At 70.8% G+C, this 22130-nt stretch carries 20 protein-coding genes; 13 read left to right on the top strand and 7 right to left on the bottom strand.

Features of this window, described 5'->3' with window-relative positions; genetic code table 11:
• Window positions 1-55 precede the first annotated feature (55 nt).
• The 3 genes from ACH41F_RS09950 (at window position 56) to ACH41F_RS09940 (ending at window position 2615) form a co-directional block, all read left to right on the top strand.
• On the top strand, window positions 56-1627 hold the full coding sequence (locus tag ACH41F_RS09950) for an alpha/beta fold hydrolase (protein ID WP_391239321.1): 1572 nt from the start codon (window positions 56-58) through the stop codon (window positions 1625-1627).
• A 65-nt stretch (window positions 1628-1692) separates the two neighbouring features.
• On the top strand, window positions 1693-2091 hold the full coding sequence (locus ACH41F_RS09945; RefSeq protein WP_391239318.1) for a Rid family hydrolase: 399 nt from the start codon (window positions 1693-1695) through the stop codon (window positions 2089-2091).
• Entirely contained in the window at window positions 2088-2615 is a 528-nt protein-coding gene (locus ACH41F_RS09940) for a GNAT family N-acetyltransferase (protein ID WP_391239315.1), read from the top strand. The genes ACH41F_RS09945 and ACH41F_RS09940 overlap by 4 nt, the downstream gene beginning before the upstream one ends.
• On the opposite strand, the gene ACH41F_RS09935 is transcribed toward ACH41F_RS09940, so the two are convergent.
• Window positions 2603-3181, bottom strand: coding sequence for an adenylosuccinate lyase (locus ACH41F_RS09935; protein WP_391239311.1), 579 nt, complete (start codon window positions 3179-3181; stop codon window positions 2603-2605). The two genes, ACH41F_RS09940 and ACH41F_RS09935, sit on opposite strands and share 13 nt — an antisense overlap.
• Window positions 3182-3560: 379 nt before the next feature.
• On the opposite strand from ACH41F_RS09935, the gene ACH41F_RS09930 reads away from it, so the two are divergent.
• The 9 genes from ACH41F_RS09930 to pssA all read left to right on the top strand — a co-directional run bounded on the left by ACH41F_RS09930 (window position 3561) and on the right by pssA (window position 14721).
• Complete coding sequence (locus ACH41F_RS09930; RefSeq protein WP_398834156.1) at window positions 3561-5366, top strand: 3-hydroxyacyl-CoA dehydrogenase family protein; 1806 nt, start codon at window positions 3561-3563, stop codon at window positions 5364-5366.
• Between the two features lie 322 nt (window positions 5367-5688).
• Window positions 5689-6498, top strand: a complete 810-nt coding sequence (locus ACH41F_RS09925; protein WP_391239303.1) for a TetR family transcriptional regulator — start codon at window positions 5689-5691, stop codon at window positions 6496-6498.
• A gap of 458 nt (window positions 6499-6956) precedes the next feature.
• Window positions 6957-8294 (top strand): crotonyl-CoA carboxylase/reductase, encoded by a 1338-nt coding sequence (ccrA, locus tag ACH41F_RS09920; RefSeq protein ID WP_391239629.1) that lies wholly within the window; start codon window positions 6957-6959, stop codon window positions 8292-8294.
• A gap of 17 nt (window positions 8295-8311) precedes the next feature.
• The gene (locus ACH41F_RS09915) at window positions 8312-10360 is read left to right on the top strand and encodes a protein meaA (RefSeq protein WP_398834153.1); all 2049 of its coding nucleotides are present in this window, start codon (window positions 8312-8314) and stop codon (window positions 10358-10360) included.
• Window positions 10357-11322, top strand: coding sequence for an aldolase/citrate lyase family protein (locus tag ACH41F_RS09910; RefSeq protein ID WP_391239297.1), 966 nt, complete (start codon window positions 10357-10359; stop codon window positions 11320-11322). The genes ACH41F_RS09915 and ACH41F_RS09910 overlap by 4 nt, the downstream gene beginning before the upstream one ends.
• Window position 11323: 1 nt before the next feature.
• Window positions 11324-11830, top strand: a complete 507-nt coding sequence (locus ACH41F_RS09905) for a MaoC family dehydratase (protein ID WP_007385824.1) — start codon at window positions 11324-11326, stop codon at window positions 11828-11830.
• A gap of 5 nt (window positions 11831-11835) precedes the next feature.
• A complete protein-coding gene (locus ACH41F_RS09900) occupies window positions 11836-13050 on the top strand; it encodes an acyl-CoA dehydrogenase family protein (protein ID WP_391239293.1) in 1215 nt (404 codons plus the stop codon).
• A 170-nt stretch (window positions 13051-13220) separates the two neighbouring features.
• Window positions 13221-13880 carry a phosphatidylserine decarboxylase gene (locus ACH41F_RS09895; RefSeq protein ID WP_391239626.1) on the top strand — a complete coding sequence of 220 codons (660 nt, stop codon included), beginning with the start codon at window positions 13221-13223 and terminating at the stop codon, window positions 13878-13880.
• A gap of 22 nt (window positions 13881-13902) precedes the next feature.
• Window positions 13903-14721 carry a CDP-diacylglycerol--serine O-phosphatidyltransferase gene (pssA, locus tag ACH41F_RS09890; RefSeq protein ID WP_391239623.1) on the top strand — a complete coding sequence of 273 codons (819 nt, stop codon included), beginning with the start codon at window positions 13903-13905 and terminating at the stop codon, window positions 14719-14721.
• 80 nt (window positions 14722-14801) lie between these two features.
• Here the strand turns inward: pssA and ACH41F_RS09885 are convergent, their stop codons facing one another.
• From ACH41F_RS09885 to ACH41F_RS09865, 5 genes are read right to left on the bottom strand one after another with little or no spacing between them, the layout of a single operon-like run.
• The gene (locus tag ACH41F_RS09885) at window positions 14802-16064 is read right to left on the bottom strand and encodes an ABC transporter substrate-binding protein (RefSeq protein WP_398834150.1); all 1263 of its coding nucleotides are present in this window, start codon (window positions 16062-16064) and stop codon (window positions 14802-14804) included.
• On the bottom strand, window positions 16061-17155 hold the full coding sequence (locus ACH41F_RS09880) for a branched-chain amino acid ABC transporter permease (RefSeq protein ID WP_391239288.1): 1095 nt from the start codon (window positions 17153-17155) through the stop codon (window positions 16061-16063). The genes ACH41F_RS09885 and ACH41F_RS09880 overlap by 4 nt, the downstream gene beginning before the upstream one ends.
• A complete protein-coding gene (locus ACH41F_RS09875; protein WP_391239285.1) occupies window positions 17148-18038 on the bottom strand; it encodes a branched-chain amino acid ABC transporter permease in 891 nt (296 codons plus the stop codon). The genes ACH41F_RS09880 and ACH41F_RS09875 overlap by 8 nt, the downstream gene beginning before the upstream one ends.
• Entirely contained in the window at window positions 18035-18799 is a 765-nt protein-coding gene (locus tag ACH41F_RS09870) for an ATP-binding cassette domain-containing protein (RefSeq protein ID WP_391239282.1), read from the bottom strand. Before ACH41F_RS09870 ends, ACH41F_RS09875 begins: the two co-directional genes overlap by 4 nt.
• A 4-nt stretch (window positions 18800-18803) precedes the next feature.
• Window positions 18804-19598: an ATP-binding cassette domain-containing protein gene (locus ACH41F_RS09865; protein ID WP_391239279.1), complete on the bottom strand. Its 795-nt coding sequence runs from the start codon at window positions 19596-19598 to the stop codon at window positions 18804-18806.
• Window positions 19599-19779: 181 nt separating this feature from the next.
• Here ACH41F_RS09865 and ACH41F_RS09860 point away from each other — a divergent pair, with 181 nt between their 5' ends.
• Entirely contained in the window at window positions 19780-20976 is a 1197-nt protein-coding gene (locus tag ACH41F_RS09860; RefSeq protein ID WP_391239276.1) for a helix-turn-helix domain-containing protein, read from the top strand.
• Here ACH41F_RS09860 and ACH41F_RS09855 read toward each other — a convergent pair whose 3' ends face one another.
• Window positions 20977-22095 (bottom strand): glycerate kinase, encoded by a 1119-nt coding sequence (locus ACH41F_RS09855; protein ID WP_398834291.1) that lies wholly within the window; start codon window positions 22093-22095, stop codon window positions 20977-20979.
• Window positions 22096-22130: the final 35 nt, after the last annotated feature.

The raw sequence follows: 22130 nt of genomic DNA, 5'->3' as shown, positions 1-22130 counted from the left end.
ATGCCGCGTGGACCGTGACACTCGCGGCCCGAAACCTCCGTCCTGGGAGGACTCCATGAGAAAACGCGCAGCCGTGCTGTGCGGCGTCTCCGTCGTCGTGGCCGGATCGTTCACGGCCCTGCCCGCCGACGCGAGCACCCCGCGTACCGCGCAGACCGCTCAGGCCGCGAAGCTCACCTGGAAGAGCTGCGGCACCACGAACTACCCGACGCTCCAGTGCGCGTCCCTCAAGGTCCCACTCGACCACCACCACCCGCGCGGGCGGCAGATCACCCTCGCGCTGTCCCGCGTCCCGCACACCGCCAAGAAGTCCCAGGGCCCGCTGCTGGTCAATCCCGGCGGCCCCGGCGGCAGCGGTCTGACGCTGGCCGGATTCGTCGCCGGCGCGCTGCCCGAGGCGGTCGCGGCCCAGTACGACGTCATCGGCTTCGACCCGCGCGGTGTGGGCAAGAGCAAGCCGGCGCTGGACTGCAAGCCCGGTCACTTCAACCCGGTCCGTCCGGACTCGGTGCCGAGCACCCCGGCCATCGAGAAGGCCAACCTCCAGCGGGCCAAGTCCTTCGCGAAGGCCTGCGGCACGAAGTACGCCGATGTGCTGCCGTACATCAACACCGTGCAGGCCGTACGGGACATGGACTCGATCCGCGCGGCCCTGGGCGCGAAGAGGATCAACTACTTCGGCTACTCCTACGGCACCTATCTCGGCGCGGTCTACGCCAAGCTCTTCCCGGAGCGCGTGCGGCGCCTGGTCCTGGACTCGATCGTCGACCCCACGGGCGTGTGGTACGAGGACAACCTCCAGCAGGACCACGCCTTCAACGACCGCCACCGCGCCTTCATGGCCTGGGTCGCCAAGTACGACGCCACGTACAAGCTCGGCACCGATCCGGCGAAGATCGAGGCCACGTGGTACAAGATGCGGGCGGCTCTGTCCAAGACCCCGGCCGGCGGGAAGGTGGGCGCCTCCGAACTGGAGGACACCTTCATCCCGGGCGGCTACTACAACGGCTACTGGCCCTATCTGGCGCAGGCGTTCGCGGCCTACGTCAACGACAAGGACGCCGACCCGCTCGTGGAGGCGTACGAGAACTTCGGCGCCGTCGACGCCTCCGGCGACAACGGCTACAGCGTCTACACCTCGGTGCAGTGCCGTGACGCCGACTGGCCGCGGCACTGGAGCCAGTGGCGCGACGACAACTGGGCGGTGTACAAGAAGGCGCCGTTCATGACCTGGAACAACGCCTGGTACAACGCGCCCTGCGCGTTCTGGCCGACGAGTTCGCTCCAGCCGGTCGACGTGGCCAACGGCCAGCTGCCGCCGGTGCTGCTGTTCCAGGCGACGGACGACGCGGCCACCCCGTACCAGGGAGGCGTGATGGTCCACCGTCTGCTGCACCGCTCCAGCCTGGTGGTGGAGCAGGGCGGCGGGAACCACGGCATCACGCTGAGCGGGAACGCCTGCCTGGACAAGCACCTGGCGGCGTACCTGACCGACGGCACGGTGCCGCGCGGCGGTGGCGAGGCCGACGCGGTGTGCGACGCGCTGCCCGACCCGAAGCCGCTGAGTCCGGCCTCGGCCTCGTCGCGCGGCTCGACGCTGCACGGCATGCTCGGCTTCCGCGGCTGAGCACCATCCGAGAGCCCGTCGGGGGCACTCGGGGCACTGTCAGTGCCATGGTCCACCATGGACGCATGAGTGAGCTGACCAGGATCCCCGCCCCCGACGGGCTCGCCCCCGCCCCCCAGTACGCGCACGTCGTCATGGGCACCGGCACCTTCGTCGCGATCTCCGGCCAGCTCGCCCTCGACGAGGACGGCAAACTGGTCGGCGCGGGCGACCCCGCCGCCCAGGCCCACCAGGTCTTCGAGAACCTGCGCCGCTGCCTGGCCGCCGCGGGCGCCACCTTCGACGACGTCGTCAAACTCACCTACTTCGTCACGGACATGGCGTACATGCCCGCGATCCGCGCGGCCCGCGCCCGACACATGTCCCCCGACCGCCTGCCGGCCGCCTCGGCGGTACAGGTCGCCTCGCTGGTACGGCCGGAGTTCCTCATGGAGGTCGAGGCGTTCGCGGTCGTGGCCCCATGACCGAGGTCCGCGGGATGACCGCGGCCGACTGCCCGCGCGTGGCCGAGATCCGGGTCGGCGGCTGGCGAACGGCGTACCGCGGACTCGTGCCCCAGCCGTACCTGGACGCGATGGACGTGACCGAGGAGACCGAGCTCCTGCGGACCCGGCTGCGGCAGGGCGACGGCAACGTGGTGAACCTGGTCGCCGAGCGCGACGGCGAAGTGCTCGGCTGGGCCGCCCACGGACCCTACCGGGACGGCGAACGGCACACCCCGGACGCCGAGTTGTACGCGCTCTACGTCCACCCCGGGCACCACGGGGCGGGCCTCGGACACGCCCTCCTTCAGGAGTCGATGCGCCGGTGCACGGCCGCCGGTCACGCCCGGATGTACCTGTGGGTCCTCGAGGGCAACCACCGCGCCCGGCGCTTCTACGAGCGCGGCGGCTTCCACGCGGACGGTGCCCAGGCGCCCTTCGAGGTCGCCGGGGTGGCCGTGCCCGAGGTGCGGTACGTGCGGGCGATGGCGGTTCAGCGGCGCTGAGCCGGGATCCGCGCCAGCGCCCGCACCGCGGCCTCCGCCAGCACCGGGTGGGCGAGCGCCTCGTTCAGCACGGTTCGGGCGCGGGCGTCCCCCAGGGCGCCGAGTCCCTCCACGCAGGCGAGCGCCACCCTGCGGTAGGGGTCGTGGGGGCGCAGCCGGCGCTCCAGGGTGGTGATGAGCGCGGGCACCGACTCGGGCGCGCCCAGTTCGGTCAGCAGCCGGACCGGGTGCAGGGCGTAGGCGACGCGCAGTTCGTTGGTGGCGAGGGCGGCAGCCGCGCGGGCGGTGCGGGGGTCGCCCAGGCGGGCCAGGGCGTGGGCGGCGGAGGCGCAGCGCTGCGGGTCGCGGTGGTTGAGCAGCAGGACGAGGGACTCGAAGGCGCGCCGGTCCCCGGCCACCCCGAGCCGGAAGGCGGCGAGCTCCCTCGCCCACAGCGGCTGCCCGGGTTCGGTCAGCACGGCGGCCAGTTCGTCGATGTCCTCGGTCCGCGCCAGCCGCTCGAACGCCGCCGAGGCTCCCGACTCCTGCCGTAAGCGCTCCGTGAGCGATCGCAACTCTTCGTCCATGACACGCAGCCTAGGCGGGCCGCGAGCGGCTCGGGACGTACATCACAAACACGGGGACTGGCGCGCTCGTTACCCGCCGGTTAAGCTCAGACGAGCGAGTTACCCACTCGTGGAACTCCTTGCGGTGGCCTGGTGACGCAGCCGCCGTGAGAGCAGTCGGTTCGGTACCTCAGGTACCTGCACTTCAGTACGGCGTGGCCCCGGGACAGGGCCGGTCGGCTCCACCGTTCGCCGGGCGTGTGCGCGCCCGTGACGACGGCATCGCAACACCGGGCGTGTGCGCTCGCAGCCCGGCCACACCCGCACCTTCCACGCACCCGGTGCGCCGTCGGCGTACCGGGTCGCGCTCCCAGTCGTCACCTCTTCCAGGAGTCCCGCGATGGCCACTCCCCTGTCCGACACCCCTCTGTCCCCGCTCCAGACCATTGCCGTGGTCGGCCTCGGCACCATGGGCACCGGCATCGCCGAGGTCCTCGCCAAGGCCGGCCGCACGGTCGTCGGCATCGACATCAGCGAGGCCGCGGCCGCCAAGGCCGTCGCCGCCCTGGAGACCTCGACCGCTCGCGCCGTGCAGCGCGGCCGGCTGACCGAGCAGGAGCGCGCCGACGTCCTCGCCCGGGTCCGTACCGCCACCGACCTGCGGGCCGCCGCCGACGCGGACCTGGTCATCGAGGTGGCGCCGGAGTCGTACGAGATCAAGCACCAGATCTTCCGGGAGCTCGACGGCATCGTGCGCCCCGAGACGATCCTGGCGACCGGCACCAACGCGCTCTCCGTCACCCGGCTCGCCGCCGACTCGGCCCGCCCCGAGCGGGTGCTCGGACTGCACTTCTTCAACCCGGCCCCGGCGATGAAGCTGGTCGAGGTCGTCTCCTCGGTGCTGACCGCGCCGACCGCCGTCGGCGCGGTCACCGACCTCGCGCTGGCCCTCGGCAAGGAGCCCGTGGCGGTCGGCGACCGGCCCGGGTTCGTCGCCGACGGGCTGCTGTTCGGCTACCTCAACCAGGCGGCCACGATGTACGAGGCGAAGTACGCCTCCCGCGAGGACATCGACGCCGCGATGCGGCTCGGCTGCGGACTGCCGATGGGCCCGCTGGCCCTGCTCGACCTGATCGGCATCGACACCGCGCGCACGGTCCTGGAGGCCATGTACTCCGAGTCCCAGGACCGGCTGCACGCCCCCGCCCCGATCCTCAAGCAGCTCGCCGAGGCGGGCCTGACGGGCCGTAAGGCGGGCCGGGGCTTCTACGCGTACGAGGCGCCGGGCAGCGCGACGGTCGTCCCGGACGCCCTGACCCCGGCCGCCGGCGGGTCCGGCACCGCGGGCCGTCCGGTCCGTTCCGTGGGTGTCGCGGGCTCGGGCACCATGGCGTCCGGCATCGCCGAGGTCTTCGCCAAGGCGGGCTACGAGGTCGTCCTGGCCGCCCGCAGCGAGGAGAAGGCCGAGACCGCCAAGGCCCGGATCGGCAAGTCCCTCGCGCGCTCGGTGGACAAGGGCCGGATGACGGCCGAGGCCGCCGCCGAGACCCTGGAGCGGATCACCGCGGCCGGCTCCTACGAGGCCTTCGCGGACGTCGACCTGGCCGTCGAGGCGGTCGCGGAGGACCTGGAGGTCAAGCAGCAGCTGTTCGCGGCGCTGGACAAGGTCTGCAAGCCGGGCGCGGTCCTGGCGACGACCACCTCCTCGCTGCCGGTGATCGCCTGCGCCCGGGCCACCTCGCGTCCCCAGGACGTGATCGGCATGCACTTCTTCAACCCGGCGCCGGCGATGAAGCTGGTGGAGGTCGTCCGTACCGTCCTGACCACGGAGGACGTCCACGCGACGGTCCGCGAGGTCTGCGTCAGGATCAAAAAGCACGCGGTGGACTGCGGCGACCGCGCCGGCTTCATCGTGAACGCGCTGCTGTTCCCGTACCTCAACAACGCCGTCAAGATGGTCCAGGAGCACTACGCCTCGCTCGACGACATCGACGCCGCGATGAAGCTGGGCGGCGGCTATCCGATGGGTCCCTTCGAACTGCTCGACGTGGTCGGGCTCGACGTCTCCCTGGCGATCGAGAAGGTCCTGCACCGCGAGTTCCGCGACCCGGGCCTGGCTCCGGCGCCGCTCCTGGAGCACCTGGTGGCCGCGGGCTGCCTCGGCCGCAAGACCGGCCGTGGCTTCCGCGAATATGCCCGCCGCTAGCAGGCGTCTCGTGGATCCGGCCGGCCCTGAGGAGCGGCCCGTCTCGAGCGACCCGAGCGGGGTCTGGCGCGTGCAGCTGCAAGGCGGAGGAGGGAGTCGACGCGGAGCCTCGGCGACCGACGACAACGCCGCAGATGCGCGCGCCAGACCCCGCGACGCCGGCAGGATCCACGAGGGGCCTCCTAGGCCGTCCGGCGACTGGTTCAGGGACGCCGAGGACTGGGGCGGACTGCTCGACCCCCAGGGAACGCCCCTGCCCGCACCGGGCGGGGGGTCCCTGGGACAGGAGCGCCAACCTGCGCACATGCAGTACGTTCGGGTCATGTCCCAGTCCGCCAAGTCCTCACGTACACCAGCCACGCCCGACGCACCGGAAAGTGCCGCAGGCAGTCGCGCGGCCGCGCAGCGGCTCAAGATGCGCCGAGAACTGGCGGCCGCGGCGATGGAGCTGTTCTCGACCAAGGGGTACGAGGCGACCACCGTCGACGAGATCGCGGCCGCGGCCGGAGTCGCCCGCCGCACCTTCTTCCGCCACTTCCGCTCCAAGGAAGAGGCGATCTTCCCCGATCACGACGACACCCTGATCCGCGCCGAGGCCGTCCTCAACGCCGCGCCCCCGCACGAGCATCCGCTCGACACGGTGTGCAACGGCATCAAGGAGGTCATGCGGATGTACGCGGCCCGGCCGGAGATCTCGGTCGCCCGCTACAAGCTGACGCGCGAGGTGCCCACCCTGCGTGAGGCGGAGATCGCCTCGGTGGCCCGCTACGAGCGGTTGTTCACCCGCTATCTCCTCGGCCACTTCGACGAGCACGCGCACGACGACGACGCCAACGACGACCCGCTGCTGGCCGAGGTCGCCGCGTCCGCGGTCGTCACGGCCCACAACCACGTGCTGCGGCGCTGGCTGCGGGCCGGCGGGCAGGGCGACGTGGAGGCCCAGCTCGACCACGCCTTCGCGATCGTCCGCAAGACGTTCGGCTCCGGCATAGGAGCCGGCCGCAGCACCGCCGCGAAGCCGGCTGCCGCGACGGTCTCCACCCACGGCGAGGTACTGGTCACGGTGGCCCGTACCGACGCCCCCCTCGACCAGGTCATGCGGACCATCGAGGAGGCGCTCAAGGAGCGCTGAGCCTTACCGCACCGCTGTGACGACGGCCACCCCTCGGGGTGGCCGTTTTCGTCTGTCTCCACCCGATTTCCAGCTGTTCTCCACCCGCGTTCGATCGATCATCGCTCATGTGTTACGTAAAGATTTCACTTGAGAGCAATTCCTGGCACTCAGTGCCTTGCGACGTGACACGCGGTGTCATACGTTGAAGGTGTCCGGGCGGCCGGCGTGCAGAGACCTTTCGCACGTCGGCTGTCCCAACAAGTCATCGACTTGCCCGCCCGGACGCCTGCGTCACAGGCACCCTCCCGCGCCACAAAGCGCTGCCGAAGCACCACCCGCCGAACCGACGGCACCTCTCGACACCACCCTCAGCAGCACCGACGTAACCCTCAGCGTCCCTCCCTCAGGACGCTTCCCCCGTTCTCGGCTCCGCTCGAACCGGGGAAACCCAGACCGCCGGAGGCAACACCGTGACCGTGAAGGACATCCTCGACGCGATCCAGTCGCCCGACTCGACGTCGGCCGACTTCGCAGCCCTGCCGCTCCCCGAGTCGTACCGCGCGATCACCGTGCACAAGGACGAGACGGAGATGTTCGCGGGCCTTCCGACCCGCGACAAGGACCCGCGCAAGTCGATCCACCTCGACGACGTGCCGGTGCCGGAGCTCGGCCCGGGCGAGGCCCTGGTCGCCGTCATGGCATCGAGTGTCAACTACAACTCGGTGTGGACCTCGATCTTCGAGCCGCTGTCGACCTTCGGGTTCCTGGAGCGCTACGGCCGCACCAACGAGCTGGCCAAGCGGCACGACCTGCCGTACCACATCATCGGCTCCGACCTCGCGGGCGTCGTCCTGCGCACCGGCCCCGGCGTCAACGCCTGGAAGCCCGGCGACGAGGTCGTCGCGCACTGTCTGAGCGTCGAGATGGAGTCTTCGGACGGCCACAACGACACGATGCTCGACCCCGAGCAGCGCATCTGGGGCTTCGAGACCAACTTCGGCGGCCTGGCGGAGATCGCCCTGGTCAAGTCCAACCAGCTGATGCCCAAGCCGGGCCACCTCAGCTGGGAGGAGGCCGCCGCTCCGGGACTCGTCAACTCGACCGCGTACCGCCAGCTGGTGTCCCGCAACGGCGCCGGCATGAAGCAGGGCGACAACGTCCTGATCTGGGGCGCGAGCGGTGGACTGGGCTCCTACGCCACGCAGTTCGCCCTCGCGGGCGGCGCCAACCCGATCTGTGTCGTCTCCAGCGACCAGAAGGCGGACATCTGCCGCTCCATGGGCGCCGAGGCGATCATCGACCGCAACGCCGAGGGCTACAAGTTCTGGAAGGACGAGCAGACCCAGGACCCCAAGGAGTGGAAGCGCTTCGGCAAGCGCATCCGCGAGCTCACCGGCGGCGAGGACATCGACATCGTCTTCGAGCACCCCGGCCGCGAGACCTTCGGCGCCTCCGTCTTCGTCACCCGCAAGGGCGGCACCATCACCACCTGCGCCTCGACCTCGGGCTACATGCACGAGTACGACAACCGCTACCTGTGGATGTCCCTGAAGCGGATCATCGGCTCGCACTTCGCCAACTACCGCGAGGCCTGGGAGGCCAACCGGCTCATCGCGAAGGGCAAGATCCACCCGACCCTGTCCAAGGTGTACTCCCTGGAGGAGACCGGCCAGGCCGCCCACGACGTGCACCGCAACGCCCACCAGGGCAAGGTCGGCGTGCTGTGCCTGTCCCCCGAGGAGGGTCTGGGCGTGCGCGACGAGGAGATGCGTGCCAAGCACCTCGACGCCATCAACCGCTTCCGCAACATCTGAGACACCCGGGGTCATAGATGACTGAGCGTCAGCCCGCCGCGGACCAGCGGGAGAAGGACCGGCCGTGGCTCATGCGCACGTACGCCGGCCACTCCACGGCCGAGGCGTCCAACGAGCTGTACCGGCGCAACCTCGCCAAGGGCCAGACCGGCCTGTCGGTCGCGTTCGACCTGCCGACGCAGACCGGCTACGACTCCGACCACATCCTCGCCCGCGGCGAGGTCGGCCGGGTCGGTGTGCCGATCGCGCACCTCGGTGACATGCGCCGGCTGTTCCAGGACATCCCCCTGGAGCAGATGAACACCTCGATGACGATCAACGCCACCGCCATGTGGCTGCTGGCGCTCTACCAGGTCGTCGCCGAGGAGCAGGGTGCCGACATCACCCAGCTCCAGGGCACGACCCAGAACGACATCGTCAAGGAGTACCTGTCCCGCGGCACGCACGTCTTCCCGCCGGGGCCGAGCCTCCGTCTGACGACCGACATGATCGCGTACACGGTCTCCCACATGCCGAAGTGGAACCCGATCAACATCTGCAGCTACCACCTGCAGGAGGCGGGCGCCACGCCGGTCCAGGAGATCGCGTACGCGATGTCGACGGCGATCGCGGTCCTGGACGCCGTCCGGGACTCCGGCCAGGTGCCGCAGGAGCGCATGGGCGACGTCGTCGGCCGTATCTCCTTCTTCGTGAACGCGGGCGTCCGCTTCATCGAGGAGATGTGCAAGATGCGCGCCTTCGGCCGCATCTGGGACCAGGTCACCCGCGAGCGCTACGGCATCGAGAACCCCAAGCACCGCCGCTTCCGGTACGGCGTCCAGGTCAACTCCCTCGGGCTGACCGAGGCGCAGCCGGAGAACAACGTCCAGCGGATCGTCCTGGAGATGCTGGCCGTGACCCTCTCGAAGGACGCACGCGCGCGTGCCGTCCAGCTGCCGGCCTGGAACGAGGCCCTCGGCCTCCCCCGGCCCTGGGACCAGCAGTGGTCGCTGCGGATGCAGCAGGTGCTGGCCTACGAGAGCGACCTGCTGGAGTACGAGGACATCTTCGAGGGCTCGCACGTCGTCGAGGCGAAGGTCGCGAAGCTGGTCGAGGAGTCCCTCGCCGAGATCGAGCGGATCCAGGAGATGGGCGGCGCGATGGCCGCCGTCGAGTCGGGCTACCTGAAGTCGCAGCTGGTCTCCTCGCACGCCGAGCGCCGGGCCCGGATCGAGTCCGGCCAGGAGAAGATCATCGGCGTCAACATCTTCGAGACCACCGAGCCCAACCCCCTCACGGCCGACCTGGACACCGCGATCCAGACCGTGGACCCCGCCGTCGAGGCCCGGGTCATCGAGGGGCTCCAGCACTGGCGCGACACCCGCTACCAGCCGCCCTTCAACCACCCGCGCCCCTGCAAGGCGCTGGAGAAGCTGAAGGAGGCCGCGCGCGGCACCGGCAACCTCATGGAGGCCACCCTGGAGTGCGCCCGCGCCGGCGCCACGACCGGCGAGTGGGCCGGGGCGCTGCGCGAGGTGTTCGGCGAGTTCCGGGCGCCGACCGGGGTCTCCTCGGCTCCGGTGGCGGTCCCCGCGGAGGAGGGCTCGGCGATGGCCGACGTCCGCCGCAAGGTCGACCTGACGGCCAAGGACCTGGGCGTCGGCAAGCTGCGCTTCCTGGTCGGCAAGCCGGGTCTGGACGGGCACTCCAACGGGGCCGAGCAGATCGCCGTCCGCGCGCGTGACGCGGGCTTCGAGGTGGTCTACCAGGGCATCCGGCTCACCCCGGAGCAGATCGTGGACGCGGCGATCGCCGAGGACGTGCACGCGGTCGGGCTGTCCATCCTGTCCGGCTCGCACGCCCAGCTGGTGCCGGACGTCCTGGACCGGCTCCGTGTGGCCGGTGCCACAGATATACCGGTGATCGCCGGTGGCATCATCCCGAATGGTGACGCCGAACAGCTCAGGGCCGCCGGCGTGGCCGCGGTCTTCACCCCGAAGGACTTCGACATCACCGGAATCATCGGCCGGATCGTCGACGAGATCCGGAACGCGAACAAGCTCGACCCCCTGGAGGTCCCCGCATGACCACGCCCGTCAACCGTCTGCGTCCGCGACGCTCCTGTCTCGCGGTCCCCGGGAGCAACCCCCGCTTCCTGGAGAAGGCGCAGGGCCTCCCGGCGGACCAGGTCTTCCTCGACCTGGAGGACGCGTGCGCCCCGCTCGCCAAGCCCGAGGCACGGCACACCATCGTCAAGTTCCTCAACGAGGGCGACTGGACCGGCAAGACGAGGGTCGTACGCGTCAACGACTGGACGACCGAGTGGACGTACCGCGACGTCGTCACGGTCGTCGAGGGCGCCGGTCAGAACCTCGACTGCATCATGCTGCCGAAGGTGCAGACGGCCGAGCAGATCGTCGCGCTGGACCTGCTGCTGACGCAGATCGAGAAGACCATGGGCTTCGAGGTCGGCAAGATCGGCATCGAGGCGCAGATCGAGAACGCGCAGGGCCTCAACAACGTCAACGAGATCGCGACCGCGTCCCAGCGCGTCGAGACGATCATCTTCGGCCCGGCCGACTTCATGGCGTCGATCAACATGAAGTCGCTGGTCGTGGGCGAGCAGCCGCCCGGCTACCCGGCGGACGCCTACCACTACATCCTGATGAAGATCCTGATGGCCGCCCGCGCCAACAACCTCCAGGCGATCGACGGCCCCTACCTCCAGATCCGCAACATCGACGGCTACCGCGAGGTCGCCCAGCGCGCCGCGGCCCTCGGTTTCGACGGCAAGTGGGTGCTGCACCCGGGCCAGGTCGAGGCGTCCAACGAGATCTTCTCGCCCTCCCAGGAGGACTACGACCACGCCGAGCTGATCCTGGACGCGTACGACTACTACACGTCCGAGGCGGGCGGCAAGAAGGGCTCGGCGATGCTCGGCGACGAGATGATCGACGAGGCCAGCCGCAAGATGGCGCTGGTCATCTCCGGCAAGGGACGCGCGGCCGGCATGCAGCGCACCTCCACGTTCGAGATCCCGGAGGCCTGACATGCAGTTCGGACGCACCTACGAGGAGTTCGAGGTCGGGGCGGTCTACAAGCACTGGCCCGGGAAGACGGTCACGGAGTACGACGACCACCTCTTCTGTCTCCTCACCATGAACCACCACCCGCTCCACATGGACGTCAACTACGCCGAGAAGACCACGGACTTCGGCAAGAACGTGGTGGTCGGGAACTACATCTACTCCCTGCTGCTCGGCATGTCCGTCCCGGACGTCTCCGGCAAGGCGATCGCCAACCTGGAGATCGAGTCGCTCAAGCACGTGGCGCCGACCTTCCACGGCGACACGATCTACGGCCAGACGACCGTGCTCGACAAGTGGCCGTCCAAGTCGAAGAACGACCGCGGGATCGTGTACGTCGAGACCAAGGGCTACAAGCAGGACGGCACGCTGGTCTGCGTGTTCCGCCGCAAGGTCATGGTGCCCACCGAGACCTACATCAAGGAGCGCGGCGGCGAGCAGCCCGGCCGCCCGGAACTTCAGGAGGGCTGAGCCCGATGGCACGCCTCGCCCAGACCGCCGGTCTGACCGACATTCAGCAGGAAATCCTCGCCACCGTCCGCGACTTCGTGGACAAGGAGATCCTCCCGGTCGCCACCGAGCTGGAGCACCGCGACGAGTACCCGCAGGCGATCGTCGACGGGCTCAAGGAGTTGGGCCTGTTCGGCCTGATGATTCCCGAGGAGTACGGCGGCCTGGGCGAGTCGCTCCTGACGTACGCGCTGTGCGTCGAGGAGATCGCCCGCGGGTGGATGTCGGTGTCCGGCATCATCAACACCCACTTCATCGTGGCGTACATGCTCAAGCAGCACGGCACGCAGGAGCAGAAGGACCACTTCCTGCCGCGCATGGCGGCCGGCGACATCCGCGGCGCGTTCTCGATGTCGGAGCCGGGGCTCGGTTCGGACGTGTCGGCCATCACCTCCAAGGCGGTGAAGGACGGCGAGGAGTACGTCCTGAACGGCCAGAAGATGTGGCTGACGAACGGCGGAACGTCAAGTTTGGTCGCCGTTCTCGTCCGAAGTGACGAAGGACTCACTCCCGAGGAAGCGGCCGCCAAGCCCCACAAGTCGATGACGACGTTCCTCGTCGAGAAGGAGCCCGGCTTCGGAGAGGTCCGCCCCGGCCTCACCATCCCCGGGAAGATCGACAAGATGGGCTACAAGGGCGTCGACACCACCGAGCTCATCATGGATGGCCTGCGCGTTCCCGCCGACCGGGTGCTCGGCGGCGTCACCGGCCGGGGTTTTTACCAAATGATGGACGGCGTGGAAGTGGGCCGCGTCAACGTGGCGGCGCGTGGCTGTGGCGTCGCTCAGCGTGCCTTCGAACTCGGCGTCTCGTATGCCCAGCAACGCCACACTTTCGGGAAGCCCATCGCCCAGCACCAGGCGATCCAGTTCAAGCTGGCCGAGATGGCTACCAAGGTGGAGGCCGCGCATGCGATGATGGTCAACGCGGCACGCAAAAAGGACTCCGGGGAGCGAAACGACCTTGAGGCTGGGATGGCGAAGTACCTCGCCTCCGAGTACTGCAAGGAGGTCGTGGAAGACGCCTTCCGGATCCACGGCGGCTACGGCTTCTCCAAGGAGTACGAGATCGAGCGCCTCTACCGTGAGGCCCCGATGCTGCTGATCGGCGAAGGTACCGCCGAGATCCAGAAAATGATCATCGGTCGCAGGCTGCTCGAAGAGTATCGATTCCAGGGCTAGATGTCCGGATACGGGGTGTTTTCTTGGAGAAGAAGGTCACACCCCGTCAACGCTCTTCAGCCGCCGACTCGGCTTCCTGGCTTGCCCAGTTGTGGTCAACGACCGGTACGATCCCGGGAAAGCCGCCGTCCCCCGTTACCGCGCGGCGCCATCCGCTACGAAGGTCATCCATGCCCCACAGCCAAACCTCTGCACCACGCGACAGCCAGGTCGGCGGCGTACGCCTCGCGCGCGGAGCATCGCCGTGGCTTCTCCCGACCGTCGCCACCGCAGCCCTCAGCCTCGTGCGCGCGCGCAAGTCCGGCGCCGCCAAGGCCGTCGCCGTGCCCGCCACCGCGCTCGCGGCGGGCATGCTGTGGTTCTTCCGCGACCCCGAGCGCGAGATCGCCACGGGCCGGGTCATCTCGCCCGCGGACGGTGTGGTGCAGAGCATCATGCCGTGGAAGGACGGGCGCACCCGCGTCGCGATCTTCATGAGCCCGCTCAACGTCCACGTCAACCGCGCGCCGCTCTCCGGCACGGTGACGTCGGTCGAGCACATCCCCGGTGGGTTCGTCCCGGCGTTCAACAAGGAGAGCGAGAACAACGAGCGCGTTGTCTGGCACTTCGACACCGAACTCGGCGACATCGAGATGATCCAGATCGCCGGCGCGGTGGCCCGCCGCATCGTTCCCTACGTTCCGCAGGGCACGAAGGTCGAGCAGGGCGACCGCATCGGTCTGATCCGCTTCGGCTCGCGCGTCGACATCTACCTGCCGGAGGGCGTGGACGTCGCGGTCGAGGTCGGTCAGAAGACCGTGGCGGGGGTGACTCGCATTGACCGTGATTGATCCCGAGACACAGGCAGGCTGGGTGCCCGAGGCCGCGGACGTGGACGACGAGGAGGAGATGCCTCTTTCTCTCCGCCTCTCGATAGCGGACACCCTCACCCTCGGCAACGCCACGTGCGGCTTCATGGCGGTGTACTTCACCACCACCGGCATCCTGATCCCGCATCTCACGGACACCCAGGAGTCCGGCATGGCCCGCAACAGCGCGGCCACGGCGGTCATCCTGATGCTCTGTGCGGCGGTCTTCGACCTGTTCGACGGCCTGGTGGCGCGCAAGCTGCGGTCCTCGCCGATGGGCGCGGAGCTGGACAACCTCTCCGACCTGGTCAGCTTCGGCCTGGCACCGGCGTACTTCGTCCTCGTCTACGGCATGGTCGCCGCCGACGCCTCCCAGCGGGTGGCGGCGGTGGGGGCGATCGTGGTGCTCCTGGCGGTGGTGCTCAGACTCGCGCGGTTCTCCTGCGTGACGGTGAAGGACGGCACCTTCCAGGGCATGCCGTCCCCCTTCGGGGCGCTGACCGTGGTCTCGATCGTGCTGCTGGAGCTGCCCTTCGAGGCGACGCTGATGGCGATCCTGGGGACGGCGTGGCTGATGGTGAGCCGTGTCGAGTACCCCAAGCCGCGGGGCATCCTCGCGGTGGCGATGCTCGGCTGGATCGTGTCGGCCATGGGGCTGCTGGCGGCCTGGGCGTTCGACGCCCCGGGCGGACAGCTGCTCCTTCAGACGGGCTGCGCGCTCCAGCTGGTCATGGGCGCGGTCATCCCGCTGTTCGCCACGGCTCGCCGGGTGAACAACTTCCGGGACAACCGTCGTGAGTCGCGGGCGGCACAGCTGCCGTAGGCGCCTGGTGGAAGACCTTCGAGAGGGCCCGAACCGATCTCCCGGTTCGGGCCCTCTGTCGTTGCCGCGCGCCGCCTGGCTCAGGCCTTCGGCGTGTACGCCTCCGCCACCTCGGAGGCGGTCGCCTCCTGCACGACCTTCATGCCGCCGGTGACGCTCTTGTCCGGCTGGAGGATCACGCTCTGCCGGGAGGAGGGGGACTTCGGGTCGGTGAAGTCCTGCTCGGGGCCGAAGCCGACGCTGAAGGAGTCGAGGGTCAGCAGGGCCTTGCCGACGCCCTGCCGGGTGAGGTCCTTGCTCGCGCAGGCCTTCTTCAGGGCCTCGCCGAAGGCCGACGCGGCGGTCCAGCCGGCGACGATCCCGTTGTCGAGGGAGTCCTTCGGATAGGCCGCCCGGTAGTCGGCGACGAGCTTCTTCGCCTCCGGGGTGTCCGCGCCGATGGGCAGCGAGGGCGAGGCGACGTAGTAGTTCTTCATCAGGGCCGGTCCCGCCTGGGTGGCCAGCAGCTGGGGCGCGAAGGCGGAGTTGTTGCCGATGATCGGCACGTCGAAGCCGCCGGCCGCCGCCACGCCGACGAGCGAGGCCGCCTGGCGCGGGCCCGCGCTGATCACGATCGCCTTCACGCCGGCCTGCTTGAGGGCGGCGACCTGGGCGGTCATGTCGTTGTCGGTGGGCTTGATCTTCTGCTCGACGACGGTCAGCCCCTCCTCCTCGCCGATGTGCCGGGAGCCGGCCAGCGCGCTCTCGCCGTAGTCGCCCTCGAAGTACACATGGCCGAGCTTGTCGCCCTTCTTCAGGCCCTTCTCCTTGATCAGGAAGTCGACGGCGTTCATCGTCTCGATGTCGTACGTGGAGCCGATGACCCGGATGTAGGGGCTGCCCAGCAGTGCCGAGGACCATCCCTGCGGGAGCACCAGGCCCTTGTCCTGGCCGTCGACGCGCTGCTTGACGGCGGCGACGAACGGCGAGCCGATGAACTGCGCGAAGCCCAGCACCTTCGGTTCCAGCTCGGTGTAGCCGGAGACGGCCTTCTGCGGGTCGTAGCCGTGGTCGCGGACCGTCAGCTGGACCTTGTAGCCGCAGACGCCGCCCTCGGCGTTCAGCTGCTTCACATACAGCTGCTGGGCCTGGGTGACGCTCTTGCCGAGGGTGGCGTAGACGCCGGTCATGTCGGTGAGGGCGCCGAGAGCGATGGTCTTGCCGGAGACGCCCTCGCCGGTCTTCACCCCGCCGGTGGCCTTGTCGCCGTCGTCGGAGTCCTTGGCCTTGGAGCTGCATCCGGCCAGGACCAGCAGTGCGGCGAGTGCGCCCGCGGCGGCCCTGGCCGCGTACGTCGTGTTCATCGTTCCTCCCCTGAAGGGTTTTCCCCTGAATGGGTTGTGCGGCGCCGGGCGGCCGGTCTGACCAGGCCGCCCGGCAGGAACAGCACCACCAGCACGACGGCGGCGCCGTAGAGGTACCGGGATGCCTCGCCCGGTGCGATCCCGCCCGTACCGGGGGCGGAGACCAGCGGGAGCGCATCGCTGTAGCGGGTGAGCAGTTGGGGCAGCAGCGTGACGAACACGGCCCCGGCGACCGCGCCGGAGACCGAGCCGAGCCCGCCGATGACGATCATGGCGAGGTACTCGAGGGACAGCGTGATGCCGAAGTAGTCGGGCACCGTGCGCTGGAAGACCAGCGCCAGCAGGACGCCCGCGAGACCCGCGTACATCGACGACAGCACGAAGACGGCGGCGCGGTGCCGGGCGACCGGCACGCCGATCACACCGGCGGCGATGCGGTGGTCGCGGATGGCGTTCATGGCCCGTCCGGGCCGTCCGCCCAGCACGCCGCGGGCGAACAGCGCGCCCGCGAGGAGCAGGACGAGCCCGGCGTACCAGAGCTTCTCGGCGGAGCCGAAGGGCACGGCGGCGACGAGGAGTTCACGGTCGTCGAAGGTGAGGCCGAACAGGCTGAGCGGCGGGACGTCGCGGCCGTTGGCGCCCCCGGTCAGGTCGTGGGCGTTGAACATCACGTGCTGGCCGATGAAGACCAGCGCGAGGGTGGCGATGCCGAGGTAGGCGCCGCTGAGCCGCCCGGAGATGGGGCTGAACAGGCCGCCCGCGACGCCCGCGAGGAGGACCGCGAGGGCGGCCGCCAGCCAGGTCGGCAGGCCGAGCCCGGTCAGTCCGTCGCCGCCGTCCGCCGCGAACACGCAGTAGCCGTAGGCGCCGACGGCGAGGAAGAAGGAGTGGCCCATGGAGAGCTGGCCGGTGGCGCCGGTGAGGAGGTTGATGCCGATCGCGCCGATGGCGGCGGCCATGGCGAAGAGCCCGGCCTGGAGCCAGAAGCGGTCGAGGTAGAACGGCAGCACCAGCAGGAGCACGGCGCCGGCGGCCCACAGGGCGGTACGGGTGCGGATCAGCCGCAGCGGTTTCACCAGGACGTCAGACACGGGCGGGCTCCTTCGTGCCGAACAGGCCCGCCGGACGGATCAGCAGGATCGCCACCATCACGAGGTACGGCGCGAGATCCCCGAGACCCCGGCCGAGGAACGTCAGATCGCTCTGGTAGCCGGTCGCCAGCGACTCCGTGACGCCGACCAGCAGTCCGCCCACCAGCGCGCCGGTCGTGGAGTCGAGGCCGCCGAGGATCGCCGCCGGGAAGGCCTTGAGGGCGGCCAGCGAGGTGGCCCGTTCCAGCCCCGGCGTGGGGAAGACGGTCAGGAACAGCGCCGCCACGGCGGCCAGTCCCCCGGCCACGGCCCAGGCGCCGAGCGAGACCCGTCCCAGCCGTACGCCCATCAGGGCGGCCGTCTCCCCGCTCTCCGCGGCCGCGCGCATCGCCACGCCCCAGGAGGTGTACCGGAAGGCCAGCAGGAACACCCCGATGAGCAGGGCCGCCGCCACGAACGCGGCGATCCGGGTGTGGGCCAGCGAGATCGGGCCCAGCCGGAGCACGGAGTCGCCCCACGGGTCGCCGAGGGTCAACACGTCGGTGCCGATACGGCGGGTCAGTTCGGTGGTGAGCAGGATGTCGACGCCGATGGTGACGATGGCCAGCACACTGTGGTCCGAGCCCCGGTACCGCCGCATCACCAGGAACTCCACCGCCGCCCCGACCACTGCGGCGCCCGCGATCCCGACGAGCAGCGCCGGCCAGAACCCGAGGTCGTCGTGGAGGGTCGCGGTGACGTAACCGCCGGCGAGCAGCAGCGAGGCGTGGGCGAAGTTGACGACCTCGGTGGCCCGGAAGATCACCACGAACCCGAGCGCGATCAGCGCGTACACCGAGCCCAACGAGACGCCGTTGAGAAGGATTTCAGCGAAGGTGCTCATGACGCGTCCCCCAGGTAGGCCCGGACGACGGCCGGATCGTTCTGTACGTCGGCGGGGACCCCGTCGGCGATCCGGCGCCCGAAGTCCAGCACGGTCACCGCGTCCGCGAGCCGCATCACCACCCCCATGTCGTGTTCCACCAGCACGATCGAGATACCGAGCCCGTCGCGGACTCCCGCGATGACGGCGGCCGTTCGGCGCCGTTCTCCGGCGGTCATCCCGGCGACGGGCTCGTCGAGGAGCAGCAGGCGCGGCTCCATGCACAGCGCGCGGGCCAGTTCCGCGAGCTTCTGCTGCCCGTACGGCAGGGAGCCGGCCGGGCGGTCCAGGCAGTCCGCGATGCCGACGAACTCGGCGATCTCACGGACGCGTTCACGGTGTGCCCGCTCCTCGCGGGCGGCGGAGGGCAATCGGAGTCCCGCCGCCAGGAAGCCGGTCCGGGTGAGCCGGTGGCGGCCCAGCAGGAGGCTGTCCTCGACCGTGGCGCGGGGCGGCAGGGCGAGGTTCTGGAAGATGCGGGCGACACCGAGGCCGGCGATGCGGTGCGGAGGCATCCCGGTGAGTTCGTGGTCGCCGAAGCGGACGCTGCCCCGCGTGGCCCGGTAGACGCCGGACAGCACGTTGAAGCAGGTGGACTTGCCGGCGCCGTTGGGCCCGATGAGGGCGTGCACGGTGCCGGGGCGGACGGTGAAGCTGATGTCGTCGAGGGCGGTGAGGCCCGCGAACCGGACGGTCAGGCCGCGTACGGCGAGGGTGTCCATCGGTTCACCCCTTCCAGCGGGTCAGCGTGCGGCCCACGACCTGGTCCGCGTCGGCCGCCGCGTCCTCGTCGACCACGCCGAGATAGCGGCGGCGGACCTCGTCGGAGGCGGCCAGTTCGGAGGCCGGCCCGGACAGGGTCACCTCGCCGACCTCCAGGACGTAGGCGCGGGTGGCGAGGCGCAGGGCGAGCGCGGCGTTCTGTTCGACGAGGAGGACCGCGGTGCCCTGTTCGTTGATCTCGCGGACGGTGTCGGCGATCCGCTGGGCCATGAGCGGGGCCAGGCCCAGGGAGGGCTCGTCCAGGAGCAGCACCTTCGGGGCGGCCATCAACGCCCGGGCGACGGCGAGCATCTGCTGTTCGCCGCCGGAGAGCAACCCGGCGCGCTGGTGGGCCCGTTCGGCGAGGACGGGGAAGAGTTCGTGCACCCGGGCGAGGGCTTTCGGACGGCCGGAGCGACTGCCGCCGAGGGCGCCCGCGCGCAGATTGTCGGCGACCGTCATCCGGGCGAACACCCGCCTGCCCTCCGGCACCTGGGACACCCCGGCCGCCACCACCCGGTCCGGCGCGAGCCCGTCCAGGCGGCGGTCGCCCAGGCGTACCTCGCCCTCGGTGACGGCGCCGCCGTGGAAGGACAGCGTGCGGCTGATCGCCCGCAGCAGCGTCGACTTGCCCGCGCCGTTGGAGCCGAGGACCGTCACCACCGTCCCCTCGGGCACCTCCAGGGACACCCGGCGCAAGGCCCGCACGGGCCCGTATCCGACCGACAGCTCCCGCACCACGAGTCCGGGACCATCCATGGACTTCCCCCCTGTGTTCACTCTGTGTGGCGCTCACCCCAGCACCGGTCCGAGCGCGCGTCCACGGCCCCCGGCGATGTCGCTGCGGGTGCCCAGCGGCCCGGCGCCCGCGTTGTGCGTGCGCACAACACCGCGTGTCAGGGGCCTGTGCGCGGGCCTGTCCCGATGACATCCTCCGGTCATGGGTGGGCGAAGGCTGCGGACCGGCCATGACTGGAAACTGCTCGCGGAGTCCTGCACGGCTCTGCTGGAGGGGGTGCCCGAGCTGGTCGACGAGCACCTGCGGCAACTCGCCGAGCACTCCCCCGTCTACGCGGGGGTGCTCGCTCCCGACCTCCAGTGGCGGGAGGCGGAGGAGGCGATCCGGATCGGCATCGAGACCCTGGCGGCGCCACGGGAGTCGCCGCGCCGCGACCTGGAGCACGCCGAGGACCTCGGCCGGCGCCGGGCGCATCAGGGGCTGCCGCTGGACCTGCTGGTGCACGCCTACCGCAACGCCGGCTATCTGGTGTGGGACGCGCTGGTGGAGGGTGCCTCCGGGCGGGAGCCGGAGCGGCTCGCGGCGTTGATGCGCTCGGCGACGGTGGTGTGGTCGGCGGTGGACGCGCAGACCCAGACGGCGTCGGAGGCGTACCGGGCGACCGAGGCGGACCTGCGACGGCGTACCGACGAGCAGTTGCAGGCGCTGCTCGACGCGCTGCTGGAGGGGCAGGCGACACCGGGGCTGGCGGCGCGGGCGGCTGCGGGACTCGATCTGCCGGAGCACGGCCCCTACGCGGTGGTGGTGCTGCGGGCGGTGCGGCGGGACGCGCACGGGCAGCCGCTGCGGGGAGCCGGGTTCCGGTTCATCTGGCGGATGCGGGCGGACTGCGAGATCGGGGTCGTCGCCCTCTCGCCCGGTCAGGGTCTGGACGGGGTGGCCCGGGCGCTCGACGGCCGCTGCTCGGGACCGGGCGGCATCAGTCCGGTGGTGCCGGGACTCGCCGAGCTGGGGCGGGCCCGACGGCTGGCCGAGCTGGCGCTGCGGACGTGCCCGCCGGACGCGACCGCCGTCGTACGGCTGGACCAGCGCATGCCGACGGCGCTCGTGGTGAGCCAGCCGGAGCTGGCCGACCGGCTGGTGGCGGACGTGTTCGGCGCGCTGCTGGAGCTGGAGCCCGCCGACCGTGCGGTGCTGCTGGAGACCCTGGATGTGTGGCTGGCGTGCGAGGGGTCCGCGGGGCGGGCCGCGGGACGGCTGTACTGCCACCGCAACACGGTCTTCAACCGGCTGCGGCGGCTGGAACAGCTGACGTCCCGGTCGCTGGCCCGGCCCCGGGACCTGATCGAGATGACGCTGGCGCTGGACGCCTACCGGCTCTCGGGCGCCCGGCGGTGATCAGGTCAGGAAGTCCCGCGCGATCTGCTCCGCCACCCGCTCCAGGATCGGGCCCGCGTCCGCGATGCACTTGGCCACGTCCGGCTCGACCTCGGTGAGGGGGTACGCCCGCCGGATGCCGGCCTTGCCGAGCGCCTGGGGCGGCAGGGCGAGCCGCCCGCACACCGCGACGACCTCCTTGTCCGCGGCACGGGCCGCGGCGGCGACGCCCGCGGGGGCCTTGCCGTGCAGGGTCTGCTCGTCGAGGGAGCCCTCGCCGGTGATGACCAGCGTGGTCCGTTCCAGCGCGGGGGCGAAGCCCAGGACGTCGAGCATGACCTCGATGCCGGCGCGGAACCGGGCACCGACCAGCAGCGCGCCGTAGCCGATGCCGCCCGCGGCGCCGGCGCCGGGAGCCGCCGCGTACTCGGCGGCCTTCGCGCCGACGGCGGACTCCAGCACGCGCGCGTAGTGCGCGAGCGCCTCGTCGAGGGCCGCCACGTCGTCCGGGGAGGCGCCCTTCTGCGGGCCGTAGACCGCGGGCGCGCCCTTCGGGCCGGTCAGCGGGTTGTCGACGTCGCTGGCGAGGACCAGCTCGACGTCGGCCAGGCGCGGGTCCAGGTCCGAGAGGTCGGCCGTGGCGAGGTCCGCGAGACCGCCGCCGCCCGGGGCGACCGGCTCGCCGTCCTTGTCGAGGAACCGCGCGCCGAGCGCGGTCAGCATGCCGGCGCCGCCGTCGGTGGTGGCGCTGCCGCCCACGCCGAAGACGATCGTGCGGGCGCCCGCGTCGAGTGCGGCCCGCAGCAGCTCGCCGGAGCCGTACGTGGAGGCCGTGAGCGGGGCGAAGACGCCCTGGGGCAGGCGCTGGAGGCCACTGGCCTCCGCCATCTCCACCACGGCCGTGTCGCCGCGCAGCGCGAAGGCGGCCGTGACCTCCTGGCCGAGCGGCCCGGCGGCCTTGATCTCGTGCCGCTCGAAGCCGGCCGCGACCGCCGCGTCCACGGTGCCGTCGCCGCCGTCGGCCACCGGCAGCGCCTCGACGTCGAGCCCCGGCACGATCCGGCGCAGCCCGGCCGTCACCCGCTCGGCGACCTGCACGGCCGTCAGCGACCCCTTGAACTTGTCCGCGGCGATGAGCACCCTCTGGGCACCGTTGCCTGCAGCGTCCGCCACCT

The sequence above is a fragment of the Streptomyces sp. NPDC020489 genome (genome assembly GCF_044386545.1).
GTDB lineage: Bacteria > Actinomycetota > Actinomycetes > Streptomycetales > Streptomycetaceae > Streptomyces.
This window is presented reverse-complemented; position numbering and strand designations above follow the sequence as displayed.